Source organism: Ensifer sp. SL37 (assembly GCF_026672675.1).
In the GTDB taxonomy this organism is placed as follows: Bacteria; Pseudomonadota; Alphaproteobacteria; order Rhizobiales; family Rhizobiaceae; genus Ensifer; species Ensifer adhaerens.
The window spans coordinates 631,493-650,391 of the sequence record NZ_JAPPRN010000001.1 but is presented as its reverse complement, the minus strand read 5'-3'; the positions used below and the strand labels follow the sequence as shown (position 1 = coordinate 650,391).

16 protein-coding genes are annotated in these 18,899 nt (G+C 63.8%); 12 read left to right on the top strand and 4 right to left on the bottom strand.

The genetic code is table 11. From position 1 onward, the window contains the following. Window positions 1-81 precede the first annotated feature (81 nt). A complete protein-coding gene (katG, locus tag OVA00_RS02955; protein ID WP_060519356.1) occupies window positions 82-2,289 on the bottom strand; it encodes a catalase/peroxidase HPI in 2,208 nt (735 codons plus the stop codon). A 437-nt stretch (window positions 2,290-2,726) separates the two neighbouring features. Between katG and OVA00_RS02950 the strand changes: the two genes are divergently transcribed. Further along, window positions 2,727-5,015: a hypothetical protein gene (locus OVA00_RS02950; RefSeq protein WP_268087919.1), complete on the top strand. Its 2,289-nt coding sequence runs from the start codon at window positions 2,727-2,729 to the stop codon at window positions 5,013-5,015. A 42-nt stretch (window positions 5,016-5,057) separates the two neighbouring features. On the opposite strand, the gene OVA00_RS02945 is transcribed toward OVA00_RS02950, so the two are convergent. Further along, on the bottom strand, window positions 5,058-5,438 hold the full coding sequence (locus OVA00_RS02945; protein ID WP_218686196.1) for an alpha/beta hydrolase: 381 nt from the start codon (window positions 5,436-5,438) through the stop codon (window positions 5,058-5,060). Window positions 5,439-5,757: 319 nt separating this feature from the next. Between OVA00_RS02945 and OVA00_RS02940 the strand changes: the two genes are divergently transcribed. The 10 genes from OVA00_RS02940 to OVA00_RS02895 all read left to right on the top strand — a co-directional run bounded on the left by OVA00_RS02940 (window position 5,758) and on the right by OVA00_RS02895 (window position 15,242). Then, window positions 5,758-6,648 carry a helix-turn-helix domain-containing protein gene (locus OVA00_RS02940; RefSeq protein WP_060606145.1) on the top strand — a complete coding sequence of 297 codons (891 nt, stop codon included), beginning with the start codon at window positions 5,758-5,760 and terminating at the stop codon, window positions 6,646-6,648. A gap of 133 nt (window positions 6,649-6,781) precedes the next feature. Continuing rightward, the gene (locus OVA00_RS02935; protein ID WP_252160800.1) at window positions 6,782-7,690 is read left to right on the top strand and encodes a helix-turn-helix domain-containing protein; all 909 of its coding nucleotides are present in this window, start codon (window positions 6,782-6,784) and stop codon (window positions 7,688-7,690) included. A 227-nt stretch (window positions 7,691-7,917) separates the two neighbouring features. Beyond that, complete coding sequence (locus OVA00_RS02930; RefSeq protein WP_060585703.1) at window positions 7,918-8,826, top strand: helix-turn-helix domain-containing protein; 909 nt, start codon at window positions 7,918-7,920, stop codon at window positions 8,824-8,826. Between the two features lie 146 nt (window positions 8,827-8,972). Continuing rightward, window positions 8,973-9,623, top strand: a complete 651-nt coding sequence (locus tag OVA00_RS02925) for a hydrolase (RefSeq protein ID WP_060519364.1) — start codon at window positions 8,973-8,975, stop codon at window positions 9,621-9,623. A gap of 84 nt (window positions 9,624-9,707) precedes the next feature. Beyond that, window positions 9,708-9,995, top strand: a complete 288-nt coding sequence (locus OVA00_RS02920) for a XapX domain-containing protein (protein ID WP_252160802.1) — start codon at window positions 9,708-9,710, stop codon at window positions 9,993-9,995. Between the two features lie 2 nt (window positions 9,996-9,997). Continuing rightward, the gene (locus OVA00_RS02915) at window positions 9,998-11,980 is read left to right on the top strand and encodes an amidohydrolase (protein WP_268087913.1); all 1,983 of its coding nucleotides are present in this window, start codon (window positions 9,998-10,000) and stop codon (window positions 11,978-11,980) included. A 23-nt stretch (window positions 11,981-12,003) separates the two neighbouring features. Next, window positions 12,004-12,219, top strand: a complete 216-nt coding sequence (locus tag OVA00_RS02910; RefSeq protein WP_268087912.1) for a hypothetical protein — start codon at window positions 12,004-12,006, stop codon at window positions 12,217-12,219. 53 nt (window positions 12,220-12,272) lie between these two features. Beyond that, the gene (locus OVA00_RS02905; protein WP_268087911.1) at window positions 12,273-12,728 is read left to right on the top strand and encodes a DoxX family protein; all 456 of its coding nucleotides are present in this window, start codon (window positions 12,273-12,275) and stop codon (window positions 12,726-12,728) included. Next, the gene (locus OVA00_RS02900) at window positions 12,725-14,326 is read left to right on the top strand and encodes an MFS transporter (RefSeq protein WP_060529159.1); all 1,602 of its coding nucleotides are present in this window, start codon (window positions 12,725-12,727) and stop codon (window positions 14,324-14,326) included. The genes OVA00_RS02905 and OVA00_RS02900 overlap by 4 nt, the downstream gene beginning before the upstream one ends. Before the next feature lie 85 nt (window positions 14,327-14,411). Then, complete coding sequence (locus OVA00_RS02895; protein ID WP_060520010.1) at window positions 14,412-15,242, top strand: alpha/beta fold hydrolase; 831 nt, start codon at window positions 14,412-14,414, stop codon at window positions 15,240-15,242. 218 nt (window positions 15,243-15,460) lie between these two features. Here OVA00_RS02895 and OVA00_RS02890 read toward each other — a convergent pair whose 3' ends face one another. Together OVA00_RS02890 and OVA00_RS02885 are read right to left on the bottom strand one after the other, a co-directional pair. Beyond that, window positions 15,461-16,102: a Vgb family protein gene (locus OVA00_RS02890; RefSeq protein ID WP_034790276.1), complete on the bottom strand. Its 642-nt coding sequence runs from the start codon at window positions 16,100-16,102 to the stop codon at window positions 15,461-15,463. A 10-nt stretch (window positions 16,103-16,112) separates the two neighbouring features. Continuing rightward, window positions 16,113-17,333, bottom strand: coding sequence for a helix-turn-helix domain-containing protein (locus tag OVA00_RS02885; protein WP_218686202.1), 1,221 nt, complete (start codon window positions 17,331-17,333; stop codon window positions 16,113-16,115). A 320-nt stretch (window positions 17,334-17,653) separates the two neighbouring features. On the opposite strand from OVA00_RS02885, the gene OVA00_RS02880 reads away from it, so the two are divergent. Continuing rightward, window positions 17,654-18,868, top strand: coding sequence for an MFS transporter (locus OVA00_RS02880; protein ID WP_268087910.1), 1,215 nt, complete (start codon window positions 17,654-17,656; stop codon window positions 18,866-18,868). Window positions 18,869-18,899 lie beyond the last annotated feature (31 nt).

Below are 18,899 nucleotides of genomic sequence, written 5' to 3'. Positions count from 1 at the left end.
GACAGTTCCGCGGAACCGTCGAGTAGGCAGGTCCCGGCGCGATGCCGGGACCAGGCTTAGTACTGTTGCCGGATCGAGCCGTCAGACGAGGTCGAAACGGTCGGCGTTCATCACCTTGTTCCAGGCCGCGACGAAGTCGCGTACGAACTTCGCCTTTGCATCCGCCTGGCCGTAGACTTCGGCGATGGCCCGCAGCTGCGAGTTCGAACCGAAGACGAGATCGATGCGTGTGGCCGTCCGCTTGACGTCGCCGGTTCTGCGGTCACGCCCTTCGAAGACATCCTTCGCGTCGGACGTCGCCGTCCAGGCCATGCCCATGTCGAGCAGGTTGACGAAGAAGTCGTTGCTGAGCGTTTCCGGGCGATCGGTGAAGACGCCGTGGGCGGTCTGGCCGTGGTTCGCGCCGAGAACGCGCAAGCCCCCGACGAGCACGGTCATCTCCGGCGCGGTCAGCGTCAGCAACTGCGCCCTGTCGATCAGCAGCTCTTCCGGCGAAACCGCGTACTGGGCCCGCTGGTAGTTGCGGAAGCCGTCGGCGATCGGTTCGAGAACCGCGAAGGACTCGACATCGGTCTGCTCTTGCGTCGCATCCATGCGGCCAGGCGCAAAGGCGACCTCGATGTCGTGGCCGGCGGCTTTGGCTGCCTTCTCGACCGCTGCGGCGCCGCCGAGCACGATCAAGTCGGCGAGCGACACCTTCTTGCCGCCGGACTGGGCGTCGTTGAAGCTACGCTGGATGCCTTCGAGGACCTCGAGAACCTTCGCCAGCTGCGCCGGCTGGTTGACCTGCCAGTCCTTCTGCGGGGAAAGGCGGATGCGCGCGCCATTGGCGCCGCCGCGCTTGTCCGAGCCGCGGAAGGTCGAGGCCGACGCCCAGGCGGTCGAAACCAGTTCGGAGACCGAAAGGCCCGAAGCGAGGACCCTGGCCTTGAGATCGGCGATATCCTTGGCGTCGACGAGCGGATGATCGACGACCGGGATCGGATCCTGCCAGATCAACTCTTCGGCCGGCACTTCCGGGCCGAGATAGCGGGCGCGCGGACCCATGTCGCGGTGCGTCAGCTTGTACCAGGCGCGGGCGAAGGCGTCGGCGAAGGCATCCGGGTTCTCGTAGAAATGCCGTGCGACCTTCTCGTAGGCCGGGTCGACGCGCAGGGCAAGGTCGGTCGTCAACATCGACGGCGCGTGGCGCTTGGATTTGTCGTGCGCGTCCGGCACGGTGTTGGCACCCATGCCATGCTTCGGCGTCCACTGGTGTGCGCCGGCCGGGCTCTTCGTCAGTTCCCATTCGTAGCCGAAGAGGTTCCAGAAGAAGTTGTTGCTCCATTTGGTCGGCGTCGTCGTCCAGGTGACTTCGAGGCCGCTCGTGATGGTGTCGCCACCACGGCCGCTGGCGTAGGTGCTTGCCCAGCCGAGGCCCTGTTCCTCGATACCGGCAGCTTCCGGCTCGCGGCCGACATTGGCCGCATCGCCGGCGCCATGGGTCTTGCCGAAGGTGTGGCCGCCGGCGATCAGCGCCACGGTTTCCTCGTCGTTCATCGCCATGCGCGCGAAGGTTTCGCGGATGTCACGCGCGGCGGCGAGCGGGTCCGGAGTGCCGTTCGGGCCTTCCGGATTGACGTAGATCAGGCCCATCTGAACGGCGGCGAGCGGGTTTTCGAGGTCGCGGTCGCCCGAGTAGCGCTTGTCGTCGAGCCAGGTCTTTTCCGTGCCCCAGTAGATGTCTTCCTCCGGTTCCCAGACGTCGGGGCGGCCACCGGCAAAGCCGAAGGTCTTGAAGCCCATAGACTCGAGCGCACAGTTGCCGGCGAGGATCATCAGGTCGGCCCAGGAGATGCTGTTGCCGTATTTCTGCTTGATCGGCCACAGCAGCCGGCGTGCCTTGTCGAGGTTGGCGTTGTCCGGCCAGCTGTTGAGTGGCGCAAAGCGCTGCTGTCCGGCGCCCGCGCCGCCGCGGCCGTCACCGGTACGGTAGGTGCCGGCGCTGTGCCAGGCCATGCGGATGAAGAGCGGGCCATAGTGACCGAAGTCGGCCGGCCACCAATCCTGCGAATCGGTCATCAGCGCGAAGAGGTCGCTCTTCACCGCCGGCAGGTCGAGTTTCTTGAATTCCTCGGCGTAGTCGAAGGCTTCGCCCATCGGATCGGACAGCGAAGAGTTCTGGTGCAGGATCTTCAGGTTGAGCTGGTTCGGCCACCAGTCGCGGTTCGAGGTGCCGGGCGACTGTGCGCTCGTCTGGGCTCCGTGCATGACGGGACATTTGCCCGTTTTGTCGGCTTTCGCGTCCATTTTTATCTCCCTTCAAGATGACGTGAATATTGGATGGGTCAGAGGAAAAGCGCCAGGCGTGGACAGGCGCCCAGCCGAGCCCGCGGCCCGGCAGGTCTGGTGCCGTCGGTGGTTGTCGTTCCGCGAAGCGGTGTCGCCACTGGCTGCGTCTCCCTCATTGTGCGCGGACTCTATCAAAGTGGTTCCATTAATTTAAGTTGGATTTCCTGATTGTGGCGATAAGCGGATCCTATCGCTAATGGACGTGGGTCCCATGGGCGCATGCTTGCAGCCCTCCATGCATTTTTGATGACGTTCGAGCGTTGCCGATTGCAGCCGATACAAGAAAATTGTTGCACTGCACTCCCGCCAAACTTGCGGAAGGTAGCGCCAATGGTTAGTCACACCGCAACGACTCAAGAGCTTTCCATTTTTCGTGTGACGAAAGGACAGAAATCGTGGCTGAGACAGAAATTGGTGCCGGCAAGGGCCGTCGCAAAGCACTTTGGGCTGCTGTCGCGGTCATCGCGATCGCAGCCGCGGGTGTCGTCGGCGGCAAGTTCATGCTCGAAAAGGCGGTCGGGACCTTCATCGCCGAGCGCGGCGGGAAGGCCGGCTCGGTTGAGGCGGACTTCTTCGGCCGCGTTCATCTGCGCGACGTCACGCTGCCTTTCGCCGATGGCGTCAGCGCGCGCATCGCGGCAATCGACGGACGTCCGAAGATCTTTTCGCTGAGCGGCAAGCTCGACGTGAAGGGCCTGGAGCTCGACCTGAAGGCCGCCAAGCTTTCCGTGCCTGCGGCAACGCTGGAAGATCCCGACTTTTTCGCAGCCGGCCTGACGGCAAGCGGGGAAAAGGCTGACCTTTTGAAGCGCATCGAGCGTTTCGCGGCAAAGCAGGTCTCCGCGCCGGAAGTGACCATCGTCCAGAACGTTGCAAGCTCCGAGCAGAAGACGGTCTACAAGGATGTCCGGCTCGAGGATATCGCCAGCGGCCGCGTTGCGCGCTATTCGGCGAGCGGCGCCACGTTCGCCTTTGCCATGGATATTCCTGACGGCGAAGGGGCAACGAAGCGGGAAAAGATGGACGGCACCATGGGCGCCGTCACCGGAGAGAGCTTCGATGTGGCCTACATGGCCCGCATCTACACGCAAAAAGCCGGTCCTGAGGACAAGGAACCGAAGCTGCTCTACGGCCCGATCTCCGTAAAGAACCTTGCCTTCTCCGATAGCAAGTCGCGTTTCGGCTACGACGAAGTGCGCAGCAGCGGCCTCAGCGTCCGCATGCCGACCGAGCCGCTTCTCGAAACGCTCGAGCAACTCCAGGCGGTCAGCGATCCGGAAGCCCTGCCACCGGCGGAGCGCCAGGCATTCTTCAAACGCATTCTTTCGCTGGTCGACATGCTGGCAAAGGGCGACATGGAATTGCTCGGCCTGAAGATGGAAGTGCCGGAGCAGGAAAGCGCCGAAGGCAAGCTCGTGAAGCTCGCCGTCGACAAGATGGCGTTCCAGCTCAACGGCCGCAGTTTCGATGGCACGATGAACGGTGTCACGGCGGGCGAGGGGACCGACTACTTCAAGTTTGCCGAAGCCAGCATCAACGGTTTCTCCTGGGCTCCGACCATGGAGGCACTGACGAAGCTTGCGGGCCTGAAGGAGGAGGAATTCGAGACCTTCCCCTACACCACGCTGATGCCCGAATTCGGCACGATCCGGATCGCCGGGCTCGACGTGGACATGCCCGGCAGCGACCCGGCAACCGTGACGGACAGTGAAACCGCCGAGGACGAGAGCGCGACCGAAACCGAGGTCGATCCGTCGATCAGTGCCGAACAGGCGCCGGAAGCCGAGCAGGTGCCGGACGAAACGACAAACGGCGAAGCCGCCAGCGACGCGGCGGTCCCCGGCGATGCAGCAGAAGAGCCGATGGCCGAGGCGCCTGCAGAGCCGTCGGCGGATGAAGCGACCGACGGCGAAGCCGCCAGCGGCGCGGAGATCGCCGGTGAAGTGCCGGAAGACCCGATGGCCGAGGCGCCGGTAGAACAGTCGGCCGTGCCGTCCGTTCCGGAACGCGTTCGTTTCACGCTCGATACCTATGAAATCGCGCTGACGAAGCCGCGCAACGGCATTCCGACGGATGTCCGCGTCAGCTACCGCGACCTCAGCGTTCCGATCCCTGCGGACACGCAGGAAGAGGGCTTCAAGACGCTGCGCAAGATCGGCCTCGACAAGCTGGTCTTCTCGTCCAACGTCGAACTGTCGTGGGATGAGCCCAACGAGAACTTCGTCATCAAGCAGATTTCGCTGGATGGCAAGGACATGGGCAGCCTCTCCTTCTCCGGCGTCATGGGCGGCGCTTCGGAGGACTTCTTCTCCGGCGACCTCAATGCCGCGCAGATCGCGATGTTCGGTCTTACGGCGAGGGAAGTCACGCTCAAGCTCGAGGACAAGGGCATCATGGCCAAGGGCATCAAGCTCTATGCCGAGGATAACCACATGACCGAGGACAGCGTTCGCGGCCTGCTCGTGTTGATGACGAGCGCCGGTGTGCAGCATTTTGCCGCCACGCAGCCGAAACTGCAGGACGCGGCGACGGCGTTTACCCAGTTCATCAGCAAGCCCGGCACCTTCACGCTGAAGGTCAAGGCCAAGGATGAAGCCGGTGTCGGCGCGCTCGAACTGATGGGAGCTGCCGAAAACCCGGCGCTTCTGCTCGAGCAAGTCGATATCGAAGCCAAGGCGCAGTAAAATCTATCGCGGGCCGCGTCATCAGATGCGGCCCGCATTGCTTCAGTCGATGGCCGCCTGAAGGAAATCCCGAAGCGCTATCAATTCATCCTGCTCGATCTCGTGTGCGGCCCGATTGTAGAGGGGTCGGACATCAGCTTTCTGCCCCGCAAGATAATCGACCAGTTGTTCGGCGAGCGCCAATGGACCGGTAGGATCGTCTTGGCCGCCGGTGGCCAGGATCGGTTTGCCCTGAAGTCCGGCGTTGCCGGGTGGCACCCAAGACACGAGGGGATGCAGCAGGACTGTTCGCTCGAACAGACCAGGATATTTGACCAGGAGTGCGGCGAGCAGCGTCGCGCCTGTGGCGTAGCCGATGCCATAGACGGCTTGGCCCGGGTACACACGCCGCCTGTCGCCGATGGAGTTCGCCAGGTCTTCCACGGAGGTCGCGAATGCCCGGATGTCGCACAGCCCGTCAACGGCTGCCGCTCAGGGTTGCCAAGTTCTCCGATTTCTTCGAGAGCTACGTCACCGAGACGCGGCCGCTTTGAAGCGGCGGGATCATGCGGCATGAAGTCAATACAGAGCCGTTTGCGGCTAAATGTGAGCAAAGGATACAAGAAATTACTGGCAGCACCCCCCATGTTTTCTCGGATATGAGCGGCAATCGCGAGATGCCCCCTTGCGTCGGGCCTTTCGCGCATCGAAGCGGATTGCACGCGAGGAGTGAACTCCATCGCCAGGCGGGGCTGGACGGATGATGACAGAGCCAAGCGGTATTGGAGCGTATTTTGGCGAGCCGAAGGCGCCGTTTCTCATGGTGCGGCCCGTGCGGGACGCCCGGTTTTCGGTGACGCGCCTGCGGTGCCGGCTGAACGGAGAACTGAGCCGCATCGTATCGCTGCCGGCCGACGACGCCTATTTCCTGATGTTCTACTTCAAGGATGTCATGCACTGCGACCTGGTGCCGGGCGAAAGCGAAAGTGAAATTCGCCGCTACCGGCAGGGGTCGATCTGTCTCGTCGATCTCGCTGAGGGCGCCAGTATCCGGCTTGTCAGCGATCTCGATTCACTCGCTTTCCATCTGCCACGGGCCTTGTTTCATGAAGTCTGCGAGTTTTCGCATGCTCCCGCCGCCACCAGTCTTAGATGCCGTCGCGGCGAGGTCGACGACGTCATGCACAATCTCGCCTTGGCGCTGTCGCCGCTTCTTGACGAGAGCGAGGGTGAACCGGGTGCGGTACTGCAGCACATCGCCGTCGCCATCTGCGCGCATCTTCTGCATTCCTACCCGGATCGCGCCATCGCATCCGGCGGCCCCGATCTGTCTGTGTGGCAGGAGAAGGCGGCCAAGGACTTCATGATCGACCATTGGGCCAAGGACTTTTCGTTTGCGGCAGCAGCAGCGGCCGCAAATCTTTCGGAGGAGGGTTTTGCCGCGGCTTTTGCATCCGTGACCGGCCAGACGCCGCAAGAGTGGTTGATGCGGTACCGGATCGGTCGCGCCAAGCTCTATCTGATCGAGGAGGGATGGTCGCTGAGCAAAACCGCCGCCAGTTGCGGCTATGCCGACGAAGCCCGGTTCGTCGAGGCCTTTCGTGAGGTGACGGGCGTGACACCCGCCGTCTGGCGCGCGCGCTGGCTGCAGTGAGGGTACCATGCTGACCTTTGACGCTCGGCGATGCATCGCTGGATTTGCCTCTGTATTGCGACAGCCAACCGTTGTAGCATCCGCCCGGCCGCTGAAGCGGGCGGCTGAGCTGGAAATCGGGAGACCCTGACCGATGGCCTTGCAAGAAGGACTGAGCGCAGACGAACGCACACCGCGCCCTATCGTCAAGCGGATCAGCGTCGGTGACATCACCGTCACGAGAACCTTCTCGGATCGCTTCGATCTGGAAGTCGGGCCGCTGATTCCGGTCGCCGATGCCTTCAACGTCATCGTGCAGATGCGTGACTTCGAGGCGCATCGCCTGTGGCGGCGTGGCGAACTCGTCTATGAGGGAGGGCATCCCAAGGCCTCGCTCGCGATCACCGATCTTCGCGACCAATGGCAGTGCCACCATCTGTCGCCCTTCGACAATGTCCGCTTCCAAATTCCCTTTGCCTCAATGCGGAGCTTTACCGAAAGGGCCGGGCGCGGCGAGTATGTGTCGCTGTCTCCCGTGCAGGGACGCGTGGATCCGGTCATGTTCGGCCTTGCCCAGGCGCTGCTGCCCTCGCTCGATGAGCCGGACCGGGCCAATCTGCTCTTCGTCGAACAGATCAATCTTGCCGCATTGGCCCATCTCAGCCAGGCCTATGGCGGTCTGCATTTCCCCGTCGACAAGAAGGGGACGCTGGCGCCATGGCAGGAGAGGCTGGCGACGGAGTTTCTGGTCGCCCATTTCAACACGCCGTTCTCGATCGGCGATCTTGCGGCCCAGTGCGAGCTCTCGCGCAGCTATTTCAACAAGGCTTTCAAGGAAAGCTTCGGGCGCACACCGTCCAGGTGGCTGTCCGAATATCGGATCGCGCGGGTCAAGGAGTGTCTGCTTCAGGACACACCCCTTGCTGAAATTGCTATCCACTGCGGCTTTGCCGACCAGAGCCACATGACCCGGGGATTCACCAGCCAGACGGGGGAAACGCCGGCACGCTTCCGGAAAAAGAACCGGTCGGTCGTCGTCGCTGTGGATCGATCTCCGCAATAGGGTGGAAAGAGGGCGCGCCCTCGTGCAAAATTTTCAAAACAGGTGAAAAACGTGCAAGAATGATGCGGCGACCGGGGCAATCATAGGGCCGCTCCTGCAAATGATTTGGTGAAACCGAGAATGAGTTGCGCGCACGTTTACCCTGCGCACGGCGACTTACGTCTTTCGTTTTCGTCGTCACGGCAGGTGGGTTTGGCGGGCAGTCTCGACACATAGGAGCGAAGACGATGACGAATGTTTCCGCTGCCTCGGCCGGAGCGCGACCGCGCGACAGTCTCGGATGCTCGCTCGACCAGCTGGATGACGACAGGACGATCGAAGGCCGCGACATGGTCTTCCACCGCAAGCGGTCGACAGCGGGACCGCCGGGCCAGGTCACGACACCTGGCAACGGGCGAGGCTATCTGATCGGCCTATCGCTTGTGGGCGGTCATCGCCGCCGGGTTTTCGGAGCGCACCACTCTGCGACCCAGGAGTTCGGCCAAAACTCGATCTACGTCAGGAACTTTGCCGACGATTATAAAGCCGATCTCAAAGGATCCTTCGATTTCACCTTGCTTGAAATCGGCCACGGTGCGCTCGAACGCATCGCAGACGCGGCAAATGCTTCTGGCGTGAGCGAGCTGCGGCCCGTTTCCGGCTCGCCCGACCCCGTTCTCGGCGGCATGCTCGGCGCTTTGTTTGCGTCGGTGGACGGATACACGGATCGAAGCGCGCTGTTTGTCGACCAGCTCTCGGTGGCAATCGGCGTGCATATGGTCCGGCAGTACGGTAACGGCCGTGGCGAGAGCCTTGCCGGAGGACGCAGGCTTTCGCAGCGCTGCCAGGCAAAGATCCGCGATCTGGTGCAAGCCCGTCTGGATGGCGAGCTCACCGTCGAGGACATGGCTGCGACCTGCAATCTGTCGCAGGCGGCTTTTTTGCGTGCCTTTCGCGAGACGATGGGCAGCACGCCCTACCGCTGGCTGCTGCAGCAGAGGATCGAAAAGGCCAAGGATCTGCTGCAGTTCTCGCCCACGTCCCTGAGTGAAATTGCCGTCGTCTGCGGCTTTTCGGATCAGAGCCATTTTACCCGGGCCTTTGCGCAGGCCGCAGGTGCAACGCCGCGCCAGTGGCGGCGCAGCCGACAGTCGTAACCCTCTGAAAGTACACGCGCCCTGCCGGCTGAAGGCGAGCGAAATTTTCAAAAATCCACCTTTGGCGACAAGAACGGGTCGCCGGTCGGCGGCATAGTTGGGCCTCTCCAATCGGAGTTCAGTTTCAACAGTAAGAGGTCACGACCATGTCTGCGACAGCGACCCCCGGCAAACTCCTCGTCTCGCCCAAAGACCACACTCTGATCATGATCGACTTCCAGTCGCAGATGTCCTTTGCGACCAAGTCGATCGACGCGGTGCTCCTGCGCAACAACGCAGCACTTGTCGCCAATGCGGCGGCAGGTTTCGGCGTTTCGACCATCCTCACGACCGTTGCCGAAAAGACCTTCTCCGGCCCGATGTTCTCCGAGATCACCGATGCCTTCCCCGGCCAGAAACTGCTGGACCGCACCTCGATGAACACCTGGGAAGACGCCGCGGTGATCGAAGAGGTCAACCGCATCGGCAAGAAGCGCCTTGTCATGTGCGGGCTGTGGACCTCGGTCTGCATCGTCGGCCCGACCCTCTCGGCGCTCGATCAGGGCTTCGAGGTCTATGCCATCGCCGACGCCTGCGGCGACGTTTCGGATGAGGCGCATGAGCGGGCGATGGACCGCATGGTGCAGGCCGGCGTCCGGCCGATGACCTCGCTGCAATACATGCTCGAGCTGCAGCGCGACTGGGCGCGCACCGAGACCTACGACATGACCACCGGTATCGCCAAGAAGTTCGGCGGTTCGTATGGCCTCGGCATCATCTACGCCAAGTCGATGTTCGGCGCGTCCGAAGGCCACTGACAGAACGCTTCCGCGCTCTAGATTAACGCTCTGGCCGCCTCGCTGCGGCCGGAGCGCCACCTTTATCCCGTAAAGGAGTTGGCGATGAAGATGTACCTTCTCTCGCTTGGAGCCGGGCTGGTCGTCGGCGTCATCTATGCGCTGCTCAACGTCCGCTCGCCGGCGCCGCCGGTCATCGCGCTGATCGGTCTGCTTGGCATTCTCATCGGGGAGCAATCCGTCCCACTGGTCAAGCGCGCCCTGTCGGGTGAGCCGGTCAACCTCTCCTGGTTCAATCGGCAGTGCATGCCGCACGTGTTCGGCCATCTGCCCGGCGGGCAGATCGCAACCGGCACGGCGAAGGATGCTGCCGGCGCCGACGAAAGGGCCTGACGATGCCGACTAGACGCTCGTTCCTCGGTGCCGCCTCGTCGCTGGCGCTGCCCGCTCTCTTCCCGTCGGCCCGCACCGCCGGCGCCCAACAGACCGGAGATACTTCGATGACGCCCGACCTGATCCTTCACAGCGGCCTCGTGACGACGCTCGACCGCGCCAATCCGACTGCCACTGCCGTTGCCGTCAAGGATGGCCTGATCCTCGCTGTCGGTGACGACAGGACGATCATGGCGCTGGCAGGCTCAGGCACAAAGACCATCGACCTCAAGGGCAAGCGCGTCCTGCCGGGCCTGAACGACAATCATACCCATGTCGTGCGTGGCGGCCTCAACTTCAACATGGAGCTGCGCTGGGACGGCGTGCGCTCGCTTGCCGATGCGATGGACATGCTGAAGCGGCAGGTGGCGATCACGCCGGCGCCGCAATGGGTGCGGGTCGTCGGCGGCTTCACCGAGCACCAGTTCGCCGAAAAGCGGTTGCCGACGATCGATGAGATCAACGCGGTCGCGCCCGATACGCCGGTGTTCCTGCTGCATCTCTATGACCGGGCGCTGCTCAATGCCGCGGCGCTCCGCGCCGTCGGCTACACCAGGGACACGCCGAACCCGCCGGGCGGCGAGATCACTCGCGATGCCAGCGGCAACCCGACGGGGCTGCTCTTGGCCAAGCCCAATGCCGGCATCCTCTATTCGACGCTCGCCAAGGGGCCGAAGCTGCCCTTCGATTACCAGGTCAACTCGACCCGTCATTTCATGCGCGAGCTCAACCGGCTCGGCGTCACCAGCGTCATCGACGCCGGCGGCGGCTTCCAGAACTACCCGGATGACTATGCCGTCATCCAGAAGCTCTCGGACGAGGGCCAGATGACGGTCCGCCTTGCCTACAACCTCTTCACCCAGAAGCCGAAGCAGGAGAAGGACGACTTCCTGAAATGGACGTCGTCGGTCAAGTACAAGCAGGGTAACGACTATTTCCGCCACAACGGTGCCGGCGAGATGCTGGTGTTTTCCGCCGCCGACTTCGAGGACTTCCGCGAGCCGCGCCCGGACATGCCGCCGGAGATGGAGGGCGAACTCGAAGAGGTCGTGCGCATTCTTGCGGAGAACCGCTGGCCCTGGCGACTGCATGCCACCTATGACGAGACGATCACCCGTGCGCTCGACGTCTTCGAGAAGGTCAACCAGGATATCCCGCTTGAGGGCATCAACTGGTTCTTCGACCATGCGGAGACGATCTCTGACCGCTCGATCGACCGGATCGCCGCCCTTGGCGGCGGCATCGCCGTGCAGCACCGCATGGCCTATCAGGGCGAGTACTTCGTCGAGCGCTACGGCCATGGTGTCGCTGAAGCGACGCCGCCGGTGGCCAAGATGCTGGCAAAGGGCGTCAACGTTTCCGCCGGCACCGATGCGACCCGCGTCGCATCCTACAACCCCTGGGTTTCGCTGTCGTGGATGGTGACCGGCAAGACTGTCGGCGGCCTGCAGCTCTACCCGCGCGCCAACTGCCTCGATCGCGAGACGGCGCTTCGGATGTGGACCGAGAAGGTGCAGTGGTTTTCAAACGAGGAAGGCAAGAAAGGCCGGATTGAGAAAGGGCAGTTCGCCGACCTCATCGTGCCGAACAAGGACTTTTTCAACTGCGCCGAGGACGAGATTTCCTTCCTCACGTCAGAGCTCACGATGGTCGGCGGCAAGATCGTCTATGCGGCCGGCGAACTTGCCTCTCACGACGAGAACAAGGTGCCGCCGGCAATGCCCGACTGGTCGCCGGTCCGCACCTTCGGCGGTTATGCCGCCTGGGGTGAGCCCGAGGGCGCCGGAAAGCGCTCGCTCCGGCGCACCGCGATCACGTCGTGCGGCTGCGCCAGCGATTGCGGCGTCCATGGCCACGATCATGCCGGCGCCTGGACGTCGAAACTGCCGATCGCCGACCTTAAGGGTTTCTTCGGCGCGCTTGGATGCTCCTGCTGGGCGGTGTGACGATAGCGGAAGGGAGACGCAGAATGCGCACGAAAGCTGGCGCCGTCGCGATGGCCGCGGTCTCAATCTTGCTCAACGCATCGCTCGGACCGGAGCAGGCCTCGGCCTCGCCGACTGAGGGCGCCCGGCACCTCTCGGCGAAAGTCGTGGTGAACCATCCGCCGGCGAAGCATGGAGCCTACTACCAAGGCATATCCCAGAGCGCGATCACCGCTTTGAAATGGCCGAAAAATCGATGAGGGCGGCTTTGCCGCCCATCAAGCCGAAGACCGCCTGACAAGGAAACGAAAGATTGAGCCCCTCTTCCCTCGAAAACCGTCTCGCCGTTCGCCTCCGGCCGGGCCTTTCCGGCAACCGTGTCATATTCGTCGGGTTGCTGGCGCTCTGCTCGGCCTATATCCAGGGACCCTTGACGAAAATTTTCGACTTCCCGGGCGCGCTTGCCGAGATGGAGCATTTCGGCCTCTATCCGGCACCGCTCTTTGCTGTCGGCATCATCGTTTTTGAGCTTGCGATGTCGGCTCTCGTTCTCTCAGGCTTCTACCGCTGGGCGGCGGCAGGCGCGCTTGCGGCCTTCACCCTCGCCGCCACCTTGCTCGCATTCCGCTTCTGGGAACTGCCGCCCGGCATGGAGCGCGCGATGGCGACAAACGGTTTCTTCGAACATATCGGCCTTGCCGGCGCATTCGTGCTCGTTGCAGTCTATGATCTGCGCGAACGTGCATCCACGGAGAGGGGCGGCCAATGACGCAGGCAGCGACCAACAACGCCGGCACTTTCGCGCCCTTGCGCCAGAAGGTCTTCGCCGTGCTCTGGGTGGCGACGATCATCGGCAACACCGGCAGCTTCATCCGCGATGTCGCGAGCTCCTGGCTCGTCACCGACCTGTCGGCAACGCCCGCCGCCGTCTCGATGATCCAGGCGGCCGCGACGCTGCCGATCTTCCTGCTCGCCATTCCCGCCGGCGTGCTCTCCGATATTCTCGACCGACGCAAATTCCTGATCGTCGTGCAGTTCCTGCTCGCATCCGCGAGCCTCTGCCTGTTGTTCCTCTCTGCAAGCGGGCTGCAGTCGGTGACCTCGCTGATTGCGCTTACCTTTGTCGGTGGCATCGGCGCAGCGCTGGTTGCCCCCACCTGGCAGGCGATCGTGCCGGAGCTCGTGTCGCGACCGGACGTCAAGGGCGCGGTCGCACTGAACTCGCTCGGCATCAACATCTCCCGCGCGATCGGCCCGGCGCTTGGCGGTCTGCTGCTTGCCTGGTTTGGCGCGGCCGTCACCTATGGCGTCGATGTCATCAGCTATGTCTTCGTCATTGCCGCATTGGTCTGGTGGCGGCGGCAGGTGCCGGAGGACGACGCGCTCGCCGAGCGCTTCCTCGGCGCCTTCCGGGCCGGCCTGCGCTATGCGCGCGCCAGCCGCGAGCTGCATGTGGTGCTTTTGCGTGCAGCCGTGTTTTTCGCTTTTTCAAGTGCGATCTGGGCGCTGCTGCCGCTGGTCGCCCGCCAGCTTCTCGGCGGCGGCGCCAGCTTCTACGGCATCCTGCTCGGCGCCGTCGGCGCCGGCGCGATCGGCGGCGCGCTGGTGATGCCGCGCTTGCGGGCCCGGATGGATGCCGACGGATTGCTGCTTTTGTCCGCGGTCCTGACCGCCGCCGTCATGGGCGTGCTTTCCTTCGCGCCGGCGCAATGGGTGGCGGTGGCGGCGCTGCTCGTCTGTGGTGCGGCCTGGATCACGGCGTTGACGACGCTGAACAGCACTGCGCAAGCGATCCTGCCCAACTGGGTGCGCGGACGCACGCTCGCCGTCTATCTGACCGTCTTCAACGGCGCGATGACCGGCGGGAGCCTTGCTTGGGGCGCGACCGCCTCGGCGATCGGCGTGCCCTTCACGCTCGCCGTGGCGGCCATCGGCCTTCTCTCAGTCGGCTTCGCCTTCCACGCCATGAAGCTGCCGAAAGGTGAGGCGGATCTCATACCTTCCAATCATTGGCCGGAGCCGCTGACCAGCGAGCCGGTCGAACACGACCGCGGACCGGTTCTCGTCCTGATCGAATATACGATCGACAAGGCGGATCGGTCCGAGTTCCTGAAGGCGCTCGCCCGCCTGTCGCACGAGCGGCGGCGCGACGGCGCCTATGGCTGGGGCGTGACCGAGGACGCGGCCGATCCCGGACGGCTGGTCGAATGGTTTATGGTCGAATCCTGGGCAGAGCATCTGCGCCAGCACAAGCGCGTGTCGAAGGCCGATGCCGACATTCAGGACGATGTCCGCCGCTACCACAAGGGGCCGGCCGCGCCGGTCGTCAACCACTTTCTCGCGATCAACCACCCCCATCTCGGTTGACGCGGACCGCACGTCCCGGCGCGGATCTCGCGCCGGGGCCACATCTCGAAGACATACACCCAACCCAAACAAAGGAACCGTTCCCATGACCGAGAACTTCGTCAGGACTGAAGACGGCGTCGATATCTTCTACAAGGATTGGGGCTCGGGCCAGCCCATCGTCTTTCACCATGGCTGGCCCCTGTCGGCGGACGATTGGGATGCGCAGATGCTCTATTTTGTCAGCAAGGGCTACCGGGTCATCGCCCATGACCGCCGCGGCCATGGCCGTTCAACGCAGGTGAGCGAGGGACACGACATTGCACACTACGCGAAGGATGTTGCGGCGCTGACCACCAAGCTCGGCCTCAGCGATGCAATCCACATTGGTCACTCCACCGGAGGCGGCGAAGCGGTGGCTTACGTGGCACGCCACGGCGGCGGCCGGGTTTCCAAGCTGATCATCGTCGGCGCCGTGCCGCCGATCATGGTCAAGACCGAAAACAATCCGGGCGGCCTGCCGATCGAGGTGTTCGACGGTTTCCGGGCGGCGCTTGCTGCCAACCGCGCCCAGTTCTTCCTCGACGTTCCGGCCGGCCCGTTCTACGGCTACAACCGCCCGGGTGCCGAAGTATCGGAAGGCGTCGTCCGCAACTGGTGGCGTCAGGGCATGATGGGCAGCGCCAAGGCCCATTACGAAGGCATCAAGGCCTTCTCCGAAACCGACTTCACCGAAGACTTGAAGGCGATCGACGTGCCGACGCTGGTCATGCACGGCGACGACGACCAGATCGTACCGATCGACGACAGCGCGCGACTGGCGGTGAAGCTGCTGAAGAACGGCACGCTCAAGGTCTATGAGGGTTATCCACATGGCATGTTGACAACCCATGCCGATGTCATCAATCCCGACCTGCTCGCCTTCATTAAGGCCTAAAGCTCGGGCACGGTCCGCGGTGTCCGGGTATTGCGGACCGTGCCGGGACAACGCTACTGCATGGTTCCCTATTCATCGCCGGTTTTGCGGACGGAACATGCAGCGCTTCGAAGCGCTACAGCGCCCTCTATGCGCGTCAAAGGCGCGCGGCGCTGTAGTGCCGGCGCCGCACCGACAGCGGCGCGCAGCGGCGCCGATCCTGGATCTTATCGCGAGTTTCAGCGCGCCCGCTTCGGCCGGCGAACAGCCCGGACGACGCCGCTCGGCCCGCCGCCACAGAAGAAGCGCTCGCCGCCATCGGACTCGAGGCCCGATACGCCCATTCCGGTCGGCATGGCGACCGTTTCGAGCACGGCTCCCGTTTGCGGATCGATGCGCCTGATATCGCTTTCGTCACCCTCCCAGGTGCCGTGCCAGAGTTCGCCGTCGACCCAGGTCACCCCGGTCACGACGCGCTTGGATTCGATCGTGCGCAGGATTGCGCCGTTCTCGGGATCGATCTGATGAATTTTGCGGCCCCGATGCTGCCCGACCCAAAGCGTGCCCTCGGCCCAGGCAAGGCCGGAATCGCCGCCACCGCCCGGGGCCGGGATTGTTGCGAGAATTTTCCCGGTTTCCGGATCGATCTTCTGGATGCGATCTTCGGCGATCTGGAAGAGGTGCTTGCCGTCAAACGCCGTACCCGCATGCGCGGCGACGTCGATCGAGCGGACGGGCGCACCGTTTTCCGGGTCGAAGGCGTTGATCGTGTCACCGGCGGCGAACCATACGTTCCGGCCGTCGAAGGTGACGCCGTGGACCTGGTCTGCCCCGGGGAACGGGCCATATATCTGGATGATTTCGGCTTCGGATCTTTTCATGGGTCTGATCCTATTCGTTTGGCAAAGGGCCGGGGAGTAACAACACTGTCGGGAATGCGGCAATCGGCGGCACGACCCAGCGCCGTGCCCGCCCGCGCCCGATCGGCATAACCTTGCCTTGCGAGGCGAGCTCTTCGAGCGCCCGCTGCACGGTGCGCGCGCTGGCGTCGAGCGCGATTGCGAGCGCCGAACTTGACCAGGCCTCGCCGTCCGCCAGCAGCGCCCGCATCGTCGCATGTCGCTCGTCGACCGGCGGGGCAAGGACGACGACCGTGTGCTTGCCGTGCGGCACCAGCCGGAAGCCATCGCTCGTCGCCTTGATATCCGCAAGCGGGCGCAGTTCCTCGCGCAGCCGGCCGATTTCGACACGCAGCCTTGCCCGGTGGGATTCGTCGACATGTCGTGCGCCGAAGGCCCGGGCGAGCAAGGTTCGCCTTGAGACGTCTCCCGGCCAGGCTTCGCCCAGCGCGCGCGCCAGCGCAAAGAGCACCGGCCGAGTGGCAAGCGTGCACAAGGTCGCTTGTCTTCGGACGAGGTTCCGGCAGGCGTCGATGACGAGGGCGCCGGAAGCAAGCAGCTCTTCGACCTCGCCAAGCAGCAGCGAGCGCTCTTCCCCATCCGCCATGAGGCGGGCAGCCGGCGCTTTAAGCACGGCGGCCGCGTTTTCAACTTCCAAGATCAGGGCCGGAATGCCGGTCGTCCGAGCCGCTTCGCCCGCTCGCCCGAAGGCGGCGGTGGCGGCCTCGGTTCGCAACCGGCGCACGGCGATGCCGGCGAGCGCCAGGTCGTGGGCGGCTTTCGACAGCGGTGTCAGCCGCGCCGTATCGATATCGGCAAGCAAGTTCTCGGCCTCGTCCAGACGGCCGATCAAGAGCAGGCGCCGTGCCCCGAGATTGCGGGCGTGGGCGGCATTGAGGTGGTCGCCATGGGTTTCGAGCGTCGAGCGGGCGGCGTCGAGCGCCCGCATCGGCCAGGAAAGATCACGGGAGACGATGGCGATCTCCGCCTCGGCGACGATGCACCGCGCCCGCGCCACCGCTTCCTTCGGGCCGAAGGCGCGCGCGGCGTTCTTCAGCAGGACCTTTGCGCGGGTGAAGTCTCCAAGCTGGGCCATGGCGATGCCGCGCAGCGCCAGTGCCGGCGGATCGTCGCGTAGCGCCACCCGCTTCAGCGCGCCGAGCGGGTCGCCCGACGCCAGTGCTCGCGCCGCGGCGGTGATCAGCGAATCCATCGAAATCCCGTCACACTTGTCACTCCCGCAAGCCGTGTTCCAGCCTTTATCTATCTCTCAGGTGGCAACGGACAACAGAAAGAAGCTTCGTCGCACAATCAAGCGGAAACAGTCGGGCGCATGCCTTCAAGGCTGCATCGAATGTGAATCTGCAACTATTATGAAATTCTTTCGAAGCTTCTGTCGGCTTGGCGTCGGCGTGAGCGTCTTTCAATCGGGCGGGCGAGGGGATGTCCCAGGCACGGTCCGTCGCGCGATCAGGTTGCACAATTTTTCGGCGTGGCCGGACGTCCGGCCGGGCGGCTTTAAGGAGATTTGCAATGACTAATTTGCATTACCGTTGGGTCATCGTGGCGGCCGGCGGGCTGCTCGGCTGCCTGGCGATCGGCGCCATGTTTTCGCTTCCGGTGTTCCTGCTGCCGATTTCGCGCGAAACCGGCTGGTCGGTGACAGGCGTTTCGAGCGCCATGACCATCGGCTTCCTGGCCATGGCTTTTGCCAGCATCGCCTGGGGCAGCCTTTCCGACCGATGGGGCGCGCGTCCGATCGTGCTCATCGGCTCGGTGCTCTTGGCCGTCAGCCTCATGGCAGCGAGCTGGACGACCTCGCTGATCGCCTTCCAGATCCTTTTCGGTGTCGTGGTCGGCACCGCGACGGCGGCGATCTTCGCGCCGATGATGGCTTGCGTTACCGGCTGGTTCGATACGCATCGCAGCCTCGCGGTCTCGCTCGTCTCGGCCGGCATGGGCATGGCGCCGATGACGATGTCGCCCTTTGCCGCCTGGCTGGTATCCGCCTACGACTGGAGAACCGCTCTGCAGATCATCGCGCTGGTCGTTGCCGTCATCATGATCCCGGTCTCGTTTCTCGTTCGCCAGGCGCCGGCACTTGCCGACGGTGCTGCCGCGGCCTCGCCCGAGGAAGAGCCCCATTCGTCGATGACGACCAGCCAGGTGCTGAAATCGCCGCTCTTCATCATCCTGCTCCTGACCAACTTCTTCTGCTGCGCCACCCATTCCGGCCCGATCTTCCACACGGTGAGCTACGCGATCACCTGCGGCATTCCGGTCATGGCGGCCGTGTCGATCTACAGCGTCGAGGGTCTTGCCGGCATGGGCGGCCGCGTCGTCTTCGGTCTGCTCGGCGACCGTTTCGGGGCCAAACGTGTGCTCGTTCTTGGACTTCTGGCCCAGGCCTTCGGCGCGCTTGCCTATGTCTTTGCCGCCGGGCTCGGCTCGTTCTATGCGGTCGCCGCCCTGTTCGGCTTCATCTATGCGGGCGTCATGCCGCTCTATGCGGTGCTTGCCCGCGAGAATTTCCCCTTGCGGATGATGGGGACGGTGATCGGGGGGACGGCCATGGCTGGCAGCCTTGGCATGGCGACGGGACCGATTGCCGGGGGCCTGATCTATGATGCGCTGGCAAGCTACACCTGGCTTTACATCGGTTCCTGGGGCATCGGCCTCGGCGCGTTCCTGATCGCGCTCACCTTCCGGCCGGCGCCGCGCTACCAGGCGGCGGTGGCCGCGGCCTGATGCGAGCGTGCTGACAGCGAGAGAAAGGGCT

Excerpts from the sequence above, each read along its gene's own strand:
- katG (WP_060519356.1), bottom strand. The coding sequence starts at position 2,289 with ATGGACGCGAAAGCCGACAAAACGGGCAAATGTCCCGTCATGCACGGA.
- OVA00_RS02940 (WP_060606145.1), top strand. The coding sequence starts at position 5,758 with ATGACAGAGCCAAGCGGTATTGGAGCGTATTTTGGCGAGCCGAAGGCG.
- OVA00_RS02935 (WP_252160800.1), top strand. The coding sequence starts at position 6,782 with ATGGCCTTGCAAGAAGGACTGAGCGCAGACGAACGCACACCGCGCCCT.
- OVA00_RS02930 (WP_060585703.1), top strand. The coding sequence starts at position 7,918 with ATGACGAATGTTTCCGCTGCCTCGGCCGGAGCGCGACCGCGCGACAGT.
- OVA00_RS02925 (WP_060519364.1), top strand. The coding sequence starts at position 8,973 with ATGTCTGCGACAGCGACCCCCGGCAAACTCCTCGTCTCGCCCAAAGAC.
- OVA00_RS02920 (WP_252160802.1), top strand. The coding sequence starts at position 9,708 with ATGAAGATGTACCTTCTCTCGCTTGGAGCCGGGCTGGTCGTCGGCGTC.
- OVA00_RS02915 (WP_268087913.1), top strand. The coding sequence starts at position 9,998 with ATGCCGACTAGACGCTCGTTCCTCGGTGCCGCCTCGTCGCTGGCGCTG.
- OVA00_RS02910 (WP_268087912.1), top strand. The coding sequence starts at position 12,004 with ATGCGCACGAAAGCTGGCGCCGTCGCGATGGCCGCGGTCTCAATCTTG.
- OVA00_RS02900 (WP_060529159.1), top strand. The coding sequence starts at position 12,725 with ATGACGCAGGCAGCGACCAACAACGCCGGCACTTTCGCGCCCTTGCGC.
- OVA00_RS02895 (WP_060520010.1), top strand. The coding sequence starts at position 14,412 with ATGACCGAGAACTTCGTCAGGACTGAAGACGGCGTCGATATCTTCTAC.
- OVA00_RS02890 (WP_034790276.1), bottom strand. The coding sequence starts at position 16,102 with ATGAAAAGATCCGAAGCCGAAATCATCCAGATATATGGCCCGTTCCCC.
- OVA00_RS02885 (WP_218686202.1), bottom strand. The coding sequence starts at position 17,333 with ATGGATTCGCTGATCACCGCCGCGGCGCGAGCACTGGCGTCGGGCGAC.
- OVA00_RS02880 (WP_268087910.1), top strand. The coding sequence starts at position 17,654 with ATGACTAATTTGCATTACCGTTGGGTCATCGTGGCGGCCGGCGGGCTG.